Annotated in this window: 15 protein-coding genes and 2 pseudogenes; 12 read left to right on the plus strand and 5 right to left on the minus strand. The window is 62.2% G+C overall.

Annotation, left to right across the window (positions count from 1 at the left end):
- The first annotated feature begins 16 nt into the window (after window positions 1-16).
- The 4 genes and pseudogenes from ASD03_RS29715 (at window position 17) to ASD03_RS29730 (ending at window position 4,434) form a co-directional block, all read left to right on the plus strand.
- Window positions 17-747: pseudogene (locus ASD03_RS29715) on the plus strand (electron transfer flavoprotein subunit beta/FixA family protein).
- Window positions 748-864: 117 nt separating this feature from the next.
- A pseudogene (locus ASD03_RS29720) lies at window positions 865-1,894 on the plus strand (electron transfer flavoprotein subunit alpha/FixB family protein).
- Window positions 1,895-2,051: 157 nt separating this feature from the next.
- On the plus strand, window positions 2,052-2,924 hold the full coding sequence (locus tag ASD03_RS29725; RefSeq protein WP_038576434.1) for a 3-hydroxybutyryl-CoA dehydrogenase: 873 nt from the start codon (window positions 2,052-2,054) through the stop codon (window positions 2,922-2,924).
- A gap of 226 nt (window positions 2,925-3,150) precedes the next feature.
- Entirely contained in the window at window positions 3,151-4,434 is a 1,284-nt protein-coding gene (locus ASD03_RS29730) for a sulfatase-like hydrolase/transferase (protein ID WP_158071676.1), read from the plus strand.
- Window positions 4,435-4,437: 3 nt separating this feature from the next.
- On the opposite strand, the gene ASD03_RS29735 is transcribed toward ASD03_RS29730, so the two are convergent.
- Entirely contained in the window at window positions 4,438-5,097 is a 660-nt protein-coding gene (locus ASD03_RS29735; protein ID WP_057217885.1) for a TlpA disulfide reductase family protein, read from the minus strand.
- 26 nt (window positions 5,098-5,123) lie between these two features.
- On the opposite strand from ASD03_RS29735, the gene argH reads away from it, so the two are divergent.
- The 4 genes from argH to ASD03_RS29755 all read left to right on the plus strand — a co-directional run bounded on the left by argH (window position 5,124) and on the right by ASD03_RS29755 (window position 10,920).
- Window positions 5,124-6,527, plus strand: coding sequence for an argininosuccinate lyase (gene argH, locus ASD03_RS29740; protein WP_025424634.1), 1,404 nt, complete (start codon window positions 5,124-5,126; stop codon window positions 6,525-6,527).
- A 150-nt stretch (window positions 6,528-6,677) separates the two neighbouring features.
- Complete coding sequence (locus ASD03_RS29745) at window positions 6,678-6,872, plus strand: lipoprotein (RefSeq protein WP_038575652.1); 195 nt, start codon at window positions 6,678-6,680, stop codon at window positions 6,870-6,872.
- 15 nt (window positions 6,873-6,887) lie between these two features.
- A complete protein-coding gene (gene lysA / locus ASD03_RS29750; RefSeq protein ID WP_025424636.1) occupies window positions 6,888-8,156 on the plus strand; it encodes a diaminopimelate decarboxylase in 1,269 nt (422 codons plus the stop codon).
- A gap of 154 nt (window positions 8,157-8,310) precedes the next feature.
- Window positions 8,311-10,920, plus strand: a complete 2,610-nt coding sequence (locus tag ASD03_RS29755) for a TIGR02302 family protein (protein ID WP_057217887.1) — start codon at window positions 8,311-8,313, stop codon at window positions 10,918-10,920.
- A 126-nt stretch (window positions 10,921-11,046) separates the two neighbouring features.
- Here the strand turns inward: ASD03_RS29755 and ASD03_RS29760 are convergent, their stop codons facing one another.
- From ASD03_RS29760 to ASD03_RS29770, 3 genes are all read right to left on the minus strand, one after another.
- Window positions 11,047-11,406, minus strand: coding sequence for a response regulator (locus ASD03_RS29760; RefSeq protein ID WP_025424638.1), 360 nt, complete (start codon window positions 11,404-11,406; stop codon window positions 11,047-11,049).
- A 299-nt stretch (window positions 11,407-11,705) separates the two neighbouring features.
- Entirely contained in the window at window positions 11,706-12,251 is a 546-nt protein-coding gene (hpt, locus tag ASD03_RS29765) for a hypoxanthine phosphoribosyltransferase (RefSeq protein ID WP_025424639.1), read from the minus strand.
- 63 nt (window positions 12,252-12,314) lie between these two features.
- A complete protein-coding gene (locus tag ASD03_RS29770) occupies window positions 12,315-13,019 on the minus strand; it encodes a hypothetical protein (protein WP_225906529.1) in 705 nt (234 codons plus the stop codon).
- Window positions 13,020-13,276: 257 nt separating this feature from the next.
- Between ASD03_RS29770 and ftsE the strand changes: the two genes are divergently transcribed.
- From ftsE to ASD03_RS29790, 4 genes are all read left to right on the plus strand, one after another.
- Complete coding sequence (gene ftsE, locus ASD03_RS29775; protein ID WP_063934108.1) at window positions 13,277-13,936, plus strand: cell division ATP-binding protein FtsE; 660 nt, start codon at window positions 13,277-13,279, stop codon at window positions 13,934-13,936.
- On the plus strand, window positions 13,929-14,957 hold the full coding sequence (locus ASD03_RS29780) for an ABC transporter permease (RefSeq protein WP_025424642.1): 1,029 nt from the start codon (window positions 13,929-13,931) through the stop codon (window positions 14,955-14,957). Before ftsE ends, ASD03_RS29780 begins: the two co-directional genes overlap by 8 nt.
- Window positions 14,958-15,053: 96 nt before the next feature.
- On the plus strand, window positions 15,054-15,752 hold the full coding sequence (locus ASD03_RS29785; protein ID WP_025424643.1) for a YdcF family protein: 699 nt from the start codon (window positions 15,054-15,056) through the stop codon (window positions 15,750-15,752).
- 123 nt (window positions 15,753-15,875) lie between these two features.
- The gene (locus tag ASD03_RS29790) at window positions 15,876-16,667 is read left to right on the plus strand and encodes a 1-acyl-sn-glycerol-3-phosphate acyltransferase (protein WP_057206564.1); all 792 of its coding nucleotides are present in this window, start codon (window positions 15,876-15,878) and stop codon (window positions 16,665-16,667) included.
- A 20-nt stretch (window positions 16,668-16,687) separates the two neighbouring features.
- Here ASD03_RS29790 and ASD03_RS29795 read toward each other — a convergent pair whose 3' ends face one another.
- The gene (locus ASD03_RS29795) at window positions 16,688-17,218 is read right to left on the minus strand and encodes a gamma-glutamylcyclotransferase (RefSeq protein WP_038575656.1); all 531 of its coding nucleotides are present in this window, start codon (window positions 17,216-17,218) and stop codon (window positions 16,688-16,690) included.
- Between the last annotated feature and the right edge of the window lie 56 nt (window positions 17,219-17,274).

A 17,274-nucleotide genomic window follows, 5' to 3' on the forward strand; every position in this document is an offset into this window, starting at 1 on the left:
CCATGAAAATACTTCCATGAAAATACTTGTGACGGTYAAGCGGGTGGTTGACTACAACGTCAAGATCCGGGTGAAGGCTGACGGCTCGGGTGTCGAGCTTGCCAACGTGAAGATGTCGATGAACCCGTTCGACGAGATCTCGGTGGAAGARGCGCTGCGGCTGAAGGAAGCCGGCAAGGCCGACGAGGTCGTGGTCGTCTCGGTCGGTCCGGCCAAGGCCGAGGAAACGCTGCGSACGGCGCTSGCCATGGGCGCCGAYCGGGCGATCCTGGTCGAGACCGACGACCAGGTCGAGCCGCTCACTGTTGCCAAGATCGTCAAGGGTGTGGCCGAGGCCGAACAGCCGGGGCTGATCATCGTCGGCAAGCAGGCGATCGATGATGATTGGGCTGGGCCCAGGGCACCTTTGCCTCCAAGGTCGARATCGGTGACGGCAAGGCACCAGAGGGCACAGCAAGGGTGACGCGCGAGGTCGACGGCGGCCTGCAGACGATCGACATCAAGCTGCCGGCGGTGGTGACCACCGACCTGCGCCTGAACGAGCCGCGTTATGCCTCGCTTCCCAACATCATGAAGGCGAAGAAGAAGCCGCTCGACAARAAGACCCCTGCCGACTTCGGYGTCGACACSACSGCGCGGCTGAAGGTGCTGAAGACCGAGGAGCCGGAAGGCCGCAAGGCCGGCATCAAGGTCAAGTCGGTGGCCGAACTGGTCGAAAAGCTCAAGACCGAAGCCGGCGTGCTCTAGTTCATGCKTCCGCAAAGTGGGAACCGGTTTGCGGACAAACGCATGAACCACGTCAGAACCGTTGAGCTCCGATCGCCAAGGGATCGTTGAGCTCGAACCGAAAGGGAGAACAAAACCATGGCTATTCTGCTTCTGGCTGACCACGRCGGCAGCCACSTTTCCGACCAGACSGCAAAGGCGCTGACGGCGGCCGCCAAAATYGGCGGCGACGTGCATGTGCTGGTGGCCGGTGCCGGTGCCAAGGCGGCTGCCGACCAGGCCGCCAAGCTTTCCGGCGTTGCCAAGGTGCTGGTGGCCGAGGATGCAAGCCTTGCCAACAATCTGGCCGAACCCTTGGCGGCGCTGATCGTTTCGCTGTCGGGCAATTACGACACCATCCTTGCTGCTGCYACTTCGGTCGGCAAGAACGTCCTGCCGCGGGTTGCAGCGCTTCTCGATGTTGCCCAGGTTTCCGAAATCACCGAGGTGGTCTCGTCCGATACCTTCAAGCGTCCGATCTATGCCGGCAACGCCATCCAGACGGTGCAGACGACGGAAGCGAAAAAGGTCATCACCGTGCGCACCGCCTCGTTCGCCTCCGCTGCCGAAGGTGGCTCGGCTTCGCTCGAGACGATCGCGGCTGCGGCCAATCCGGGTCTGTCGAGAGGTCATCACCGTGCGCACCGCCTCGTTCGCCTCCGCTGCCGAAGGTGGCTCGGCTTCGCTCGAGACGATCGCGGCTGCGGCCAATCCGGGTCTGTCGACCTTCGTTGCCGACGCGCTGTCGTCGTCGGATCGTCCGGAGCTGACCTCGGCCAAGATCATCATCTCGGGTGGCCGTGCACTCGGCTCGTCGGAAAAATTCAAGGAAGTGATCCTGCCGGTTGCCGACAAGCTCGGTGCAGCCGTCGGTGCATCGCGCGCGGCGGTCGACGCCGGATATGCCCCAAACGACTGGCAGGTCGGCCAGACCGGCAAGGTGGTCGCCCCCGATCTCTACATTGCCTGCGGCATCTCCGGTGCGATCCAGCATCTGGCCGGCATGAAGGACTCAAAGGTGATCGTCGCCATCAACAAGGACGAGGAGGCGCCGATCTTCCAGGTTGCCGACTACGGCCTCGTCGCCGACCTGTTCGAAGCCCTGCCGGAGCTCGAAAAGGCGCTGTAACCATTCGCCAACCGCACTTCCCGAGCCTCAAGGAAAAGGGCTGGCAAAAGCGCGGACTTGGCATTAACAATCTACCGGGCCGGCCAGACCGGCCCGGTATTTTCGTATGTGACGGCGGCACGGCCGCCAAAATTCTTGAAGATGGATGTTCGCCGCGATGATCAAGACGGTCGGAGTTATTGGTGCCGGGCAAATGGGCTGCGGCATTGCGCATGTTTCGGCGATGGCCGGATACAAGGTGCAGATCTACGATCTTGCCGCTGATCGCATCGAGGCGGGCCTCGCCACCGTCAACGGCAACCTTGCCCGCCAGGTGTCATCAGGCAAGATGACCGACGAGGCTCGCAAGAGCGCGCTGGCGCTGATCAAGGGCTCGTCCGACATCAACGACCTGTCGCAGGTGGACCTCGTCATCGAGGCCGTCACCGAGGACGAAACCATCAAGCGCAAGATCTACGGCCAGGTATGCCCGATCATGAAGCCGGAAGCGCTGCTTGCGACCAACACCTCTTCGCTGTCGATCACCCGCCTTGCATCTGCGACCGACCGTCCGGAAAAGTTCATGGGCATCCACTTCATGAACCCGGTTCCGGTGATGAAGCTGGTCGAGCTCGTGCGCGGCATCGCCACGGACGAAGGCACGTTCAAGGCCGCCAAGGAATTTGTCGGCACGCTCGACAAGACCGTCACGGTCGCCGAAGACTTCCCGGCCTTCATCGTCAACCGCATCCTGCTGCCGATGATCAACGAGGCGATCTACACCCTCTATGAGGGCGTCGGCACGGTCGAGGCGATCGACACCGCCATGAAGCTCGGCGCCAACCACCCGATGGGTCCGCTGCAGCTCGCCGACTTCATCGGTCTCGACACCTGCCTGTCGATCATGCAGGTCCTGCACGACGGCTTGGCGGACTCGAAATACCGCCCCTGCCCGCTCCTGGTAAAATACGTCGAAGCTGGTTGGCTCGGCCGCAAGTCCGGCCGCGGCTTCTACGACTACCGCGGCGACGTGCCGGTGCCGACCCGCTAGGTCTCGAACATAGGATTCTGTTCAAGTAAGAACGTCCAATCTCCGCGGGATCCACAACCCTACATCTTGCGCGACAAGGAATTTGCTCGCCATACTGGTAACTTAGCTTAAAGACAGTTCTGTTACGCCCTCTCCTAGTCACGTGGGAGAGAATATGATTTCGCAAGCGATATCCTCAATGGCGGCACGGTCATTCCCCTCACTTTGGAGTGCGAGGGCGTGGCGCTTGGCGCTCATCCTCGGCCTAGCGCCTAATCTGATGATGCTGCTGGTCTTGCCGTTCTATGTGGCCGCACGACCGCTTTCGCCATTCCTTTACTTGATTGGAGGCCTATTCGCGCTGCGCGCCAAACCTACGTTGGCCTACCTGCTATTCCCGCTCATTGCCCTCATCGATTTCGGCCTCGTGGTTATGGTAGCGTTCCACCTGCCGCTCGGCGCTGCAATCCAGTCGGTGCGCTACATGGCATCGCTGGATCTCACCTCTTCCGTATTTTACGTCGTCGTGATCAGCCTCTTTATCGCGAATGGCGTTGCAATCGCCTGCCTCGTGAATCACAATCGACAGGTATTGCGAGGCGCATCGCTACTGCCAGGGGCTCTCGTCGCTTTCAGCGTGGTGATGTTGGAGCGCCATATCAATCGCCCTTTCCTGAAGCAACCTGCTGACTCATTTGAAAGCGCACTCTCGATCAATGGTATCGACGCCGCCGCTGTAGCGAATGGTGGTCGCAACTTGTTGTTCGTAATGGTGGAAGGGCTTGGCGCATTCTCCAGCCCTGAGCACACTGCAATTCTTTCACGGCGTCTGCAGCCAGCACTGGATACCGGGCGCTATGAACTTTCAAGTGGCCTCAGCAACTTCGAGGGTTCGACTACGGGCGCTGAATCCCGCGAACTCTGCGGACAATGGGGCGATCACACCGATTATCTTCGCCGGACCAGCTACGACTGCTTTCCGGCCGCCATGGCTGATCGGGGCTATCGAACAATCTCCTATCACGGCTTTTCGCAGAGGATGTTCGAACGGGACAAGTGGTATCCAAGAATCGGTTTTCTCGAATCGCACTTCCTTGAAGGCCTTGCGACCGACAGCAATAGGTTTCACCAGCGCTGCGGCAGCGTTTTCACGGGTCTGTGCGACAACGACATTGCAAGTGCCGTCCGCGACCGGCTGACGACAAACCCGGCTGAGCGGAAACTCCTATACTGGCTGACACTAAATTCCCATATACCTTACGTGCCTAAGCAGGGAGGCAATTTCAAATGCGGCAGTGACGCAGCTGAAATTGCCAATACGAAAGTCTGCGAGCTTACCGAGCTGTGGGCTGACGTTTTTGACGGCGTCGCGTCTATTGCCACAGACCCGAACCTGCCGCCGACCGACATCTTCATCGTTGGTGACCATCCCACGCCGTTGTGGGAACGTGCAGCGGCAGAGCATTTCACCCCCCACAAGGTGCAGTGGCACCTGTTGCGCGACAACCGCACCACAACCCACGGAGAGTGACGCCTACCCGCCCGTGGCCGCTTTGATCAGCGCTTTGGCATCGTCGCTGTTCCAGGCCGCCGGGCCATTCATCGAGCCGATCAGGCATCCCTTGTCGTCGAGCAGCAAGGTTGCCGGCAGGCCGAAGGCAAGGCCTTCCTTCTTCAGATTGTTGAAGACGCCCATTGACGCATCGCGATAGTAGCGCAGGTCGTGCACGGCGGTCTCGTCGAGGAAGGCCTTCGGCTTCTCGTCGTCGCCGACGTCGATGTTGATCGCGACCACCTCGAACTTGTCGCTGCCGAGGGACTTCTGCAGCGCGTTGAGGGCAGGCATTTCCTCGCGGCAGGGGCCACACCAGGTGGCCCAGAGATTGACAAGCATCGTCTTGCCGGCAAAGGCGGCAACCGTCGTCGGCTTGCCGTCCGGGTCGTTGAAATCGAGTGCGATCGGGCGTGGCGAGGCGGCCGGCGACATCGCCGCCACCTGGCCCTTCATGAACGGCGTCAGCGAGGCGACCTTTTCGCCCGTCAACGGGCAGACGGCAGCTGCCGTTTCGGTCGGCTCGGCATTGCCAGACCCCGTCTCCTTCACGTATACCGCAGCCGCACCGATGATCACGCCGAACAAGGCGGCGAGCGCGAACAATTTCACGGCCGGGGGGGATTTCTTCTGGTCGGGCATTTCATTCTCCAAGGCGGGCATTCTTCATGGCTGACGGCAATTCCGAGACAAAAACCTCCAACCAGATGTGGGGCGGTCGCTTCGCCTCGGGTCCGGACGCGATCATGGAGGAGATAAATGCCTCGATCGGCTTCGACAAGAAGCTCTATGCTCAGGACATCCGCGGCTCAATAGCGCATGCGACCATGCTGGCGCATCAAGGCATCATTTCGGCCGAGGACAAAGACAAGATCGTTCACGGTCTCAACACGATCCTGTCAGAGATCGAAAGCGGCCAGTTCGAATTCTCTCGCCGCCTCGAAGACATCCACATGAACATCGAGGCCCGGCTTGCGACCCTGATCGGCCCGGCCGCCGGCCGGCTGCACACGGCCCGCTCGCGTAACGACCAGGTGGCGCTCGATTTCCGTCTGTGGGTCAAGGAAGAGCTGCAGAGGACCGAAAAGGCGCTGACCGGCCTGATCGCCGCCTTCCTCGACCGCGCCGAGGAACATGCCGAGACCGTCATGCCCGGCTTCACCCATCTGCAGACGGCCCAGCCCGTCACCTTCGGCCATCACTGCATGGCCTATGTCGAGATGTTCGGCCGCGACCGCTCGCGCGTGCGCCACGCCATCGAGCACATGGATGAAAGCCCGATCGGCGCGGCCGCCCTTGCCGGCACCGGCTTCCCGATCGATCGGCACATGACCGCGAGCGCACTCGGCTTTGCCGGCCCCACCCGCAATTCGATCGACACAGTTTCGGACCGCGACTTCGCGCTCGAATTCCTGTCGATTGCCGCAATCGCCGCCACGCACATGTCGCGCCTTGCCGAAGAGATCGTCATCTGGTCGACGCCGCAGTTCGGCTTCATTCGTCTGTCCGACGCGTTTTCGACCGGCTCCTCGATCATGCCGCAGAAGAAGAACCCCGATGCCGCCGAGCTGGTGCGCGCCAAGACCGGCCGCATCAACGGCTCGCTGATCGCGCTTCTGACCGTCATGAAGGGCCTGCCGCTCGCCTATTCCAAGGACATGCAGGAAGACAAGGAACAGGTCTTCGACGCGGCCGAGAGCCTCGAACTCGCCGTTGCCGCGATGACCGGCATGGTGCGCGACATGACCATTCGGGCCGACCGGATGAAGGCGGCTGCCGGTTCCGGCTATTCGACAGCGACCGACCTTGCTGACTGGCTGGTACGCGAGGCCGGCCTGCCCTTCCGCGACGCCCACCATGTCACCGGCCGCGCCGTCGCCCTTGCGGAACAGAAGGCCTGCGACCTCGCCGACCTCTCGCTTGAAGACCTGCAGTCGATCCATCCTTCGATCACCGCCAAGGTGTTCGACGTGCTGACCGTCGAGGCCTCGGTCGCCAGTCGCACGTCCTTCGGCGGCACCGCACCGAACGAGGTTCGCAAGCAGATCGCCTGGTGGCGCGCGCGCAACTGATGCTTGTCCCCCGAGACCGCGTTGCGGTTTCGGGGCAACGACGTGCCTGAGCGCAAGGGGCTGAATCCCGTCGCAGAATCAGGGTGCACAAGCGCCGGAAAAATCGATAAGACATCGCACCAGCATCAGTCCCCGCGAAGGAAAATCACGATGACATTCACGAAGGCGGCCCGGTTTGCGCTTCTTCTGGCGATCCCCGGGCTGGTTCTTGTCGGTTGTGGACGCAAGGGCGACCTCGACCGACCCGGCTCGACGGCGCCGATCAACACCCTGGCCCCTGCCGGAACTGTCGAAAAGAAAGAACAGGCTGACGACCGCCCTTTCCTGCTCGATCCCCTCCTCTAAGCCGAGCCACGCCCCGTGAACCATTTCGAATACCGCGACGGAATTCTCTACGCCGAAGACGTGCCGGTGACCGACATCGCCCGCGCCGTCGGAACGCCCTTCTACTGTTACTCGACGGCGACGCTCGAGCGGCACTACAAGGTCTTCTCCAAGGCCTTTGCCGACGTCGATGCGATGGTCTGCTACGCCATGAAGGCCAATTCGAACCAGGCCGTGCTGAAGACGCTTGCGCGCCTTGGCGCCGGCGTCGATGTGGTGTCGGGCGGTGAGTTGCGCCGCGCGCTGGCCGCCGGCATTCCGGCAAGCCGCATCATGTTCTCCGGCGTCGGCAAGACCCCGCAGGAAATGGACCTGGCGCTCGAGGCCGGCATCTACTGCTTCAACGTCGAGTCCGAACCGGAACTCGAGGTCCTGAACCAGCGCGCCGTTCGCGCCGGCAAGCGTGCTCACGTCTCCTTCCGCATCAACCCGGATGTCGACGCGCGCACCCACTCGAAGATCTCGACCGGCAAGAAGGAAAACAAGTTCGGCATTTCGTGGGAGCGTGCCCGCGCCGTCTACGCCCATGCCGCGACACTGCCCGGCATCCAGGTCACCGGCATCGATATGCATATCGGCAGCCAGATCACCGAGCTGCAGCCCTTCGACGACGCTTTCAAGCTGCTGCGCGAACTGGTCGACACGCTACGCAGCGACGGCCACGCGATCGATCACGTCGATATCGGCGGCGGTCTCGGCATTCCCTACAAGGAAGACAACAATCCGCCGCCGCTGCCCGATGCCTATGCCGAAATCGTCAAGAGCCAGCTGCAGTCGCTCGGCTGCAAGATCGTCACCGAGCCGGGCCGGCTGATCGTCGGCAACGCCGGCATCCTCGTGACCGAGGTCATCTACGTCAAGGATGGCGGCGACAAGACCTTCGTCATTGTCGACGGCGCCATGAACGACCTGATCCGCCCGACGCTCTACGAGGCCTATCACGAGATCAGGCCGGTTCGCATTTCAGCCGCCAATGCGCCCCGCATCAAGGCCGACGTCGTCGGCCCGGTGTGCGAGACCGGCGACTATCTGGCGCTTGACCGCGAAATGGCCATGCCGAAGCCGGGCGATCTCTTCGCCATCAGTTCTGCCGGCGCCTATGGCGCTGTCCAGGCGAGCACCTACAACAGCCGGCTGCTGATCCCGGAAGTGCTGGTCAAGGGCGATCGCTTCCACGTGATCCGGCCGCGCCAAAGCTACGATGACCTGATCGGGCTTGATTCGGTTCCGGACTGGCTCGACTGAGCAGTCTTTCGGATCGGACGATGATCTGTGGATCGCCCGCGCGGGCGATCACGATTTTGTTGTCGCCCTCGTCTTCGCCACAAACGATGTTATCCTGATCATTCAATAGGTCGGTCACGAGCGGTCATGAGCGACCGAAAGGGAACTTGGGCGGATGACGCAATTCCGGCAGGATGAAACGCCACAACCGAAGTCGTTTGCCAGAACGCTGGCGCTGAAAAGGTTTGTCGCGCGGGCGGTGTTGATCGCCGAGCAGGTTTTGCCGCGCGCCCTCGTTCCCGCTTCGATCGTGCTCCTGTTTCTGTCGGCCGCCTGGCTCGGCCTCTTCCGCATTGCTCCGCTTTGGCTGCATGCCGCCCTGCTTCTGGGCTTTCTCGTCGCCTTCATCGCCTCCCTCGTTCCGCTGACCCGGTTGAGATTACCTGGGAACGTCGATGCCGATCGGATGCTGGAAGAGCGCAACGCCCTTCCCCACCAGGCGATCCGTGTTCAGGACGACATTCCGGCAACCGGCGGCGCCTTCGGCGAGGCGCTGTGGCGCGAACATCAGACGCGCATGGCGGGGATGATCCGTGCCCTCGACACGGGCCTGCCGCGTCCCGACATTGCCCGCCACGACCCTTTCGCGCTGCGGGCGCTGCCGGTTCTGATCGCCTGCGTCGCTTTCGCCTATTCCTATTCCAACCGGGCGGGGCTTCTCTCGGACGCCTTCCACCTGCCGCAGCCAGCAAGCGAAGTCGCCGACATCCGGGTCGATGCCTGGGTGACACCGCCCGCCTATACCGGGCGTGCGCCCGTCTTCCTCACGGGCCGCCAGGGCGTCGCGTCCCCATCTGACGAAACGGCGGCGATTACCATTCCGCAGTTCAGCGATCTGACCGTGCGCGTCACTGGCGCCGGCACGGAAGAAGCCGTCCGCTATTCGGAACACGGATCGGCCGACGCGATCGTCATCCCGACCGCCGGGGAAAAGCCGGACGAAAAGACTGCGTCAGCGGAACCGGCCGCCCAGAAGGCGCCCGACAATGCCGTGCGCAATCACCTCTACAAGATCGTAAAGGACGGCGAACTCTCCGTCGGTGGCCAGAAGTGGACGTTCAAGATCACCCCCGACAGCGTGCCTCAGATCGCCTTTGACGGCCTGCCAAAGCCCACCCCAAATGCCTCGCTCGACATCGCCTTCCTGGCGAGCGACGACTACGGCATCGCTCAGGCCTGGGCTGAGATCAAGCCTTTGGACGAACAGGCGAAGGACGCACGGCCGCTCTATCCGCTTCCCGAGTATCGTCTCGACCTGCCGCGCCGCAACGCCCGCGAGGCCAAGGGCACGACCAGCCGCAACCTCAGCGAACATCCGCTGGCCGGCAAGCGCGTTCGCGTCACCCTCGTTGCCCGCGATGCCGCCGGTCAGGAGGGGAGAAGCGTGCCGCAGGACATGATCCTTCCGGCGCGGCAATTCTTCAATCCGCTGGCGGGCGCCGTTGCCGAACAGCGACAGGTCTTTGCACTCAACGCCAACGACCTGCCGCGGGCGATCGACCTCAATGACGCGATCGCCAGCTTCGCCGAGGAAACGATCCCCAACCTCACCCATTTCCTGCTCCTGAAATCGGCACGTTCGCGCATGGCGCTGGCGCGCAACGACGACATGCTGCGCGACGCCGCCAAGCATCTCTGGGAAATCGCGCTAGGCATCGAGGATGGCGATCTGTCGCTCGCCGACCGACGTCTGCGCGATGCGCAACAGGCGTTGTCGGATGCGCTTGATCGCAATGCGCCCGACGAGGAAATCGCCAAGCTGATGAAGGAACTGCGCGAGGCCATGCAGGAATATATGCAGGCGCTGGCCAAGGAGGCCGCGAAAAACCCGCGCATGGCCGCCAATCCGGATCAGAACAATGTTCTGCGCCAACAGGATCTGGACAGGATGATGAACCAGATCGAGAACCTGGCGCGATCGGGTGCGCGCGACCAGGCCCGTCAGATGCTGTCGGAGCTTCAGCGTCTGATGAACAACCTGCAGGCCAACCGCGGCCAGCAACAGATGGGCGAACAGAACAACGCCATGCGCGAGCAGATGGACAAGCTCGGCCAGCTGATGCAGGAGCAGCAAAAGCTGATGGACGAGACGTTCAAGCTCGACCAGGCGCAGCGAGACCGCATGCAGCGCGGCGACCCGCTGCAGGGCGAGGACAACGAGCTTTATGGTCAGGACATGCCGCAGGATCCGGGCCAGCGTGGTGACGAGAACGGCCCGCTCGACGACATGACCGCCGAGCAACTGAAGGAAGCGCTGAAGCAGCTGAAGCAGCAGCAGGATGCGTTGGGCAAGCAACTCGGCGAACTGCAGAAGGGTCTGGAGAGCCTTGGCATCAAGCCCGGCAAGGGGTTCGGCGACGCCAAGCGCGAAATGGAAGGCGCCTCCGGCTCCCTTGGCAAGGGCCAGGGCGAACCGGCCGTCGGCAGCCAGGGCCGCGCACTGCAGGCGCTGCGTGACGGCGCCCAGGACATGATGAACCAGATGCAGGCCCAGGGACAAGGACCCGGTCAGGGCGTCCCGCAATACGGCCAGAATGGTCGCGACCCGCTCGGTCGACGCCAGCAGAATGCCGGTCCGGACTTCGGCGACCAGGTGAAAGTTCCCGATGAAATCGACACCCAGCGGGCGCGTGAGATTCTCGACGAAATCCGCCGCCGCCTTGGCAACACGCTGTCGCCCGAGGCCGAGCGCCAGTATCTCGAACGCCTGCTCGACATGCGCTGACCCTCGGCCAAAAGAGCCGGAAACGACGACGGCCCTGGAGCGGAAACGCGCCAGGGCCGTATTCAATTTGTCAGATCGCCAAACAATCAATGCCTCGCCCACGATCGGGCGATGGAGGGGGACCCGTCAGGCAGCGAGCGCCAGGGCCACCGCCTTGCGGATGTCAGGCAGGGAAAAGGGCTTGGAGATGACGTCGACGATCTTGTCGGCGAGATCGTCGGCCCGCTCGCGCTGTTCGGCGTAACCGGTCATCAGCAGGATCTTCATCGCCGGAAAGGCTGCGGACGCCTGATGCGTCAATTCGATGCCGTCCATGACGGGCATGCGGATATCTGACAGCAGCAGATCGAAATTCTCGGTCTGCAGGCAGGCAAGCCCATCTGCGCCGTCTCCAGCCTCCACGGTCTCATGTCCATCGAGCCTCAAGGCCCGGGCGACGAAGGAGCGCAATGCATCCTCGTCCTCGGTAATCAGGATCTTCGCCATCATGGCCTCCCGCGTTCGCTGCAACGGCACGGCTCTCTCGCGAAGAGGCCGGCCCATTCCAATGGATACGGCAACACTCACAAGAATCGTGAGGCAGTCCGCAGCGGCACGTGGCATCCCAGGGGGCGAAACGCGACACGACCCCAAACAACCAGCTTTTTCTTTGTGTTCGGTAAACGCCGGGCGGCTGGATTTCGGAATGCGCGTTTTACAGCGGCCCTGCTTCGAGCGCTGAACGCGGCCTGGAGGTCATTACAGCGCCGCGATCTCAAACGCCGCAGCGCTGCACATTCTCGTCTCTACTCGGCGTCGCCGGTGACGACGCCAACGAAGGGCAGTTCTCGGAACGCGTAAGCCACGTCCATGCCGTAGCCGACGACGAAATGATCAGGGCATTCGAAGCCAACATAGTCGGCCTCGAGCTCGACCTTGCGCTTGACGCGCTTGTCGAGCAGCACCGCAATGGTGACGTTGCGCGCGCCGCGCTCGTACATCAGTTCCTTCGCAAAACGCAGGGTGCGCCCGGATTCCAGGATATCGTCGATCAGGAGCACGTCGCGGCCATGCACGTCGCTATCGATGTCCTTGATGATCTTTACGCCCTGGGAGACCGTGCCGAGCCCGTAGCTCGACAGCGTGATGAACTCGACTTCCGGTGCCAGGCCGGTGTTGTGCATGGCGCGGATCAGGTCCGCGGCAAAGATGAACGAGCCCTTGAGCACCGCGATCACCAGAAGGTCCTTGTGCGGACCCTCGACGATCATGTCGGCAAGCTCGGTGTTGCGTGCGGCGATCGTCTCTGCCGTATAAAGGGGCTCGATATTCTTTCCGCGAACGACGGGCATGCGGTTTCTCCAGCGTTTCATCCGGAAGACAAACGCCTTCCCTTTTGCGCCCGCTTAGCACAATCAGCGCACGGAGACACCGTTTTCGGCGAAGGAAACCTTCACCTCGGGCATTTTTCCACCTGCATATGGGAGCCTGGTCACGAAGCGGCGGCTCTCGCCGGGTGCGATGGCGGCACCCTCCGGCATCAATCGCGTCGCCGTAACCTTGCGGCCATTGCTGACCACATCCACCACGACCAACGGCAGTCGCTGCAGGGCGGAAGAGGAATTGTCGATGGAGCCGTAGACCGAAAGTACCCGCATGCCGCCGGAATAATCGAGCGACGCAGTGACGTCGGTGATCGCCAATGGCTCGCTTTCGACCCCGTCACCGGTCGAAAGGACGATGATAGCCGCAAACGCCGCAAGGGCGAAAGCTGCGACAAGCGCGGCGAACCGACGTGCCGGCATGGCGCGCAACCAAGTCTCGGCGAGAGACAACAGGCGCCTGAGGGCGGCCTTCTCGTCGCGAACGACCGTCAATGTCGGGCCGTGGCGTCGAGTGTGCCGCCGATTGTCATTGAAAACGGGATAGGGATTGCGGCGGGCCGTCGCCGAAACGGTCTCGAATTCGGCGTCGACATAGTCGACGCGGCGCGGCGCGGGTGCAGCTTCGCGTGGACCGCGGTCCGGTGGCAGCAGATCGGCATAGGCCGCGGCTCCAGCCGATTTCGTGCGGAATGCCTGCATCGCCTTTTCCTCCTGGATCGCGGACGGACCTGCCATCCATGCGAAACCATCGGGCAATGCGCCGATCCCTGGCGGTGCAAGAATCAGGGCATTGCATCAAATCTTTCCGACACGTAAACCGAAATGGTTAATGCTTCGGAAAGAGGCCGTGAAAGCGGCGTCTTTTCATGAAAAATTAACCGCTGCTTAACCATGATTCCGCTGGCGGTTTTGCCTTTCGGCGCTTGGCGTCCTATGCGCAGATAGCCGTCCCCAAGCAGAACCGCACGGGTCGTGAGAGAGATGGGTACCCATTGATTCATTTTGAGAACGTCGGATTGCGTTATGGCATGGGGCCGGAAATTCTCCGGGACCTGACCTTCGACATTCCGCGCCGGTCGTTCCAATTCCTCACCGGCCCCTCCGGCGCCGGCAAGACGACGCTGTTGCGCCTGCTCTTCCTCTCGCTGCAGCCGACGCGCGGTCTGATCCGCATGTTCGACCGCAACATTTCGTCGATCCCGCGCGAAGAGTTCCCCATGCTGCGCCGGCGCGTCGGCATCGTTTTCCAGGACTTCCGCCTGCTCGATCATCTGACCACCTATGAGAACGTTGCGCTTCCGCTGCGCGTGCGCGGCAAGGACGAATCGAGCTACCGCGCCGACGTGCTCGAACTGTTGAAATGGGTTGGGCTTGGCGAGCGCATCAATGTGCTGCCGCCCGTACTTTCCGGCGGCGAGAAGCAACGCGCGGCAATCGCCCGCGCGCTGATTGACCGCCCCGAAATCCTGCTTGCGGACGAGCCGACCGGCAACGTCGACCCGCCGATGGCCCGCCGCTTGCTGAACCTCTTCCTCGAACTCAACCGGCTCGGCACCGCCGTCGTCATTGCCACCCACGATCTGTCGCTGATGGATCAGGTCGAGGCGCGGCGCATGATCCTTTCGCAAGGGCGGCTCGATATCTATGAGTGAGGGCCGCACCAAACGCACCCATGAGGTGCCGGAGCAGCAACCGGAACCGCAGCAGCAGCCGCGCCGCACGGAGATGCGCGTGCGCCCGATGGGGCCGATCGTGCCGTCGACGAACGTGTCCGGTCACGCGCTGATGTGCGTGATCGCGATCATGTCGTTCCTCGCCTGCCTCACGCTCGGCGGTGTCAGCATGGTGCGCGCCACGGCCCAAAGCTGGCAGAGCCAGATTTCCCGCGAGATCACCATCCAGATCAAACCGGACGACGGTCTCGATATGGAAAAGGCGCTTGCCGATGCGCGAGATCTGGCCCTGACCTTCAGCGGAGCGACAGGTGGCAACATCGTCGACCGCGCAGCAACGGCCCGCCTGCTTGAGCCCTGGCTCGGCGAAGGCCTCGATCTCGACGAATTGCCCGTTCCCCGCCTCGTCATCATCACCATCGATGAAAACAATCCGCCCGATTTCGCAGCCATGCGCAAGGCGCTGACCGAGATCATCCCGCAGGCCTTCCTCGACGATCACCGTACCTGGGTCGACCGCCTGGTGGCGATGGCAAACACCACGGCAATGATCGGGACCGGCGTGCTGATCCTCGTTTTCTCGACCATGGTGCTGACCGTCATCTTCGCCACGCGCGGCGCACTGTCCGGAAACCGCCATATCGTCGAAGTGCTGCATTTCGTCGGCGCCGAGGCAGGATTCGTGGCATCGGAGTTCCAGAAGCATTTCCTCAGAATAAGCCTCAAGGGGGCCGGCGCCGGCGGGCTGCTGGCGGCGCTGTTCTTCGCGCTTGCTGGCTACTGGCAATCGCGCACATTGGCGACGCCGGAAACGGACCAGGCCACCGCCCTCTTCGGCACGTTCACCATCGGTTACAGTGGTTATCTCGGTATTCTTGCCATCATGATCGTCATTGCGGTGTTGACGACGCTGACGGCTCGGCTCACGGTAACGCGCACGATCTACGAGATCGACCTGATCCGCTCTGATCCCGGACGTACGGATACCTACCAAAGCTGACGCCCAGATGTTTCACCTTTATTCGATCCATTCCTTGCCGCAATCTGGCGCTATCTGAAGAGAATCATGATGGCGCAAGGACTTCGCGGGAGCGGGATGGCCGGAGGAGGCAAATGGCAAGGCGGGGCCGAGCAGGAACGCCGACCCCGTAGTCCCTTGCGCAAAATTCTCCGCCGGACCTTTTTCATTCTGCTTGTGCCGTTCGCGATCGTGGTCGCGGCCTTCCTCAATTTCGCCGATACCGTCGCGTCCATGCAACCGCCGGAAGACCCGAAGGCGGAAGCGATCGTCGTCTTGACCGGCGGCTTCCAGCGCATCGATCAGGCGGTCGACCTCTTGAAATCCGGGGCCGGCAAAAGGCTGCTGATTTCGGGCGTCCACCCGGCGACCACCGGCAGCCAGATCCGGCGCAACACCCAAAGCTCGGCCGATCTCTTCAAATGCTGCGTCGACATCGGCCACGAGGCGATCGACACGATCGGCAATGCGACCGAGGCGAGCCAATGGATCAGCGATCACGGCTACAAGCGCGTACTTGTTGTGACCAACAACTACCATATGCCGCGAAGCCTGCTCGAGTTGCGTCGCGCCCGCCCGGAGACCGAATTCATCGCCTATCCTGTCGTCAACTCCGACCTCAAGACGACGAACTGGCTGCGCAATCCGATGGTGCTGAAATCGATCCTGCTGGAGTTCGGCAAGTATTCCGTCGCCTCCGTGCGCGATATGGCCGGTGCCCGCCCGGCGAGCGGATTGCGCACCGTTCCCTCGCGTGCGACACCGGCCGAAGAATAATCGCTGCCACCCCTTAATCAGCAAAGTGACGACGGGCGGTTTTCCTTCGGCGTTTATTCGTGTACGCAGCGATCCATCGGCCCACGGGCTGGATATCCCTGAACTCGCCTCGAGAGCCTGCTGATGATCGTCCTGCGTTCGGTCCTTTTCAATCTGGTCTTCTACGTCAATCTGATCCTGCAGATGATTGTCTTCACGCCGGCCTATTTTCTGGTGTCGCGGAAGAAGGCCTGGTTCGTTCCGAAGAACTGGGCGCGCAGCAATCATTGGCTGTTCAAAAAGATTGTCGGCACGACCTTCGAGATCGAGGGCTTGGAGAACATCCCCAAGAGCGGCTACATCTTCGCGCCCAAGCACCAGTCGTTCTGGGATGTCTATGCGCTCCTGCCCTGGCTCAACGATCCCTTCTTCATTCTCAAGCGCGAACTGACCTGGATCCCGCTCTTCGGCTGGTACGTCCGCAAGCAGCGCATGGTGCCGGTGAACCGTGCCGCGCGTGGCCGGGCCATGACCGAAGTCATGGATCGGACCAAGCAGGAAATGGCGTCCGGCCGAGAACTGATCATCTATCCCGAAGGCACCCGCAGGCCGCCCGGCGCACCGCCGCACTATAAATATGGCATCGCCCGACTTTACCGTGACCTCAACGTGCCTGTTGTGCCCGTCGCCATGCATCCAGGCCTGTTCTGGCCGCGCCGCAAGTTTCTGCGTTTCCCCGGCCATTTCAAGGTTCGCGTGCTGCCGCCGATCGAGGCGGGCCTCGATCCGGACGAGTTCCTCGCCAGGCTGATCGAGGTGACCGAGACGGCAAGCGACGAGCTTCTGATCGAGACGGTCAGAAACAACCCGCATCTGCCGCTGCCGCCGACGGCAAAGCAGCGCCTTGCCGAACTGAAGGCGATGGGCCGCGGCTAAACCGAGCCTGATCCCGGACATTATGCGTTAAGGGTCGCCACGACCTCTTCCAGCCAATGGTCGCGAATGCCCATCTCCTTGAGGTGGGCAAGCGTGTTGAACACGTATTCGCTGTTCGGACCCGACTTTCCCGACGAGACGGCGACGATCGCCGCAGCCTCCGGAGCGCTCAGCGCTCCGGCATACTGCACATGGGCGCGGTCGATCACATAGGTCAGCGCCGGAACCCGCCGCCCGTCGGCAAGCTGCACCGGCATCGTCTTTTCCTTGTAGACATGCGTGACAAGCTCGCGTTCCCGCAAATAGTCGATCACCGCCGCCCTCTCGCCGTTGTCGATGCGAAAAGCCGCGCCGATGCACGAGCCGCCATAGTCGAGCCCGAGCACCAGGCCCGGCCGCTGCTGAGTACCGCGATGCACCCAAGAGCGCACGCAAAGCGACCGACGATAGCCAAATGCCCGCGCCGTCGATCTTTCCTCGAACCGGAAGCCCGGGTTCCACATCAGCGACCCGTAGCCAAAGACCCAAAATTCGTCCATATCCACTGTCATTCAATCCGCGCTGTCTGCTCATCGCCGAATCGTCGGCTCATCGGTGGCCAGCCATG

It is taken from the genome of Ensifer sp. Root127 (genome assembly GCF_001425225.1).
GTDB classification, from domain to species: Bacteria; Pseudomonadota; Alphaproteobacteria; order Rhizobiales; family Rhizobiaceae; genus Ensifer; species Ensifer canadensis.

Coding starts and splice junctions, on each gene's coding strand:
- ASD03_RS29725 (WP_038576434.1), top strand. CDS start 2,052: ATGATCAAGACGGTCGGAGTTATTGGTGCCGGGCAAATGGGCTGCGGC.
- ASD03_RS29735 (WP_057217885.1), bottom strand. CDS start 5,097: ATGCCCGACCAGAAGAAATCCCCCCCGGCCGTGAAATTGTTCGCGCTC.
- argH (WP_025424634.1), top strand. CDS start 5,124: ATGGCTGACGGCAATTCCGAGACAAAAACCTCCAACCAGATGTGGGGC.
- ASD03_RS29745 (WP_038575652.1), top strand. CDS start 6,678: ATGACATTCACGAAGGCGGCCCGGTTTGCGCTTCTTCTGGCGATCCCC.
- ASD03_RS29755 (WP_057217887.1), top strand. CDS start 8,311: ATGACGCAATTCCGGCAGGATGAAACGCCACAACCGAAGTCGTTTGCC.
- ASD03_RS29760 (WP_025424638.1), bottom strand. CDS start 11,406: ATGGCGAAGATCCTGATTACCGAGGACGAGGATGCATTGCGCTCCTTC.
- hpt (WP_025424639.1), bottom strand. CDS start 12,251: ATGCCCGTCGTTCGCGGAAAGAATATCGAGCCCCTTTATACGGCAGAG.
- ASD03_RS29770 (WP_225906529.1), bottom strand. CDS start 13,019: ATGGCAGGTCCGTCCGCGATCCAGGAGGAAAAGGCGATGCAGGCATTC.
- ASD03_RS29780 (WP_025424642.1), top strand. CDS start 13,929: ATGAGTGAGGGCCGCACCAAACGCACCCATGAGGTGCCGGAGCAGCAA.
- ASD03_RS29785 (WP_025424643.1), top strand. CDS start 15,054: ATGGCCGGAGGAGGCAAATGGCAAGGCGGGGCCGAGCAGGAACGCCGA.
- ASD03_RS29790 (WP_057206564.1), top strand. CDS start 15,876: ATGATCGTCCTGCGTTCGGTCCTTTTCAATCTGGTCTTCTACGTCAAT.
- ASD03_RS29795 (WP_038575656.1), bottom strand. CDS start 17,218: ATGACAGTGGATATGGACGAATTTTGGGTCTTTGGCTACGGGTCGCTG.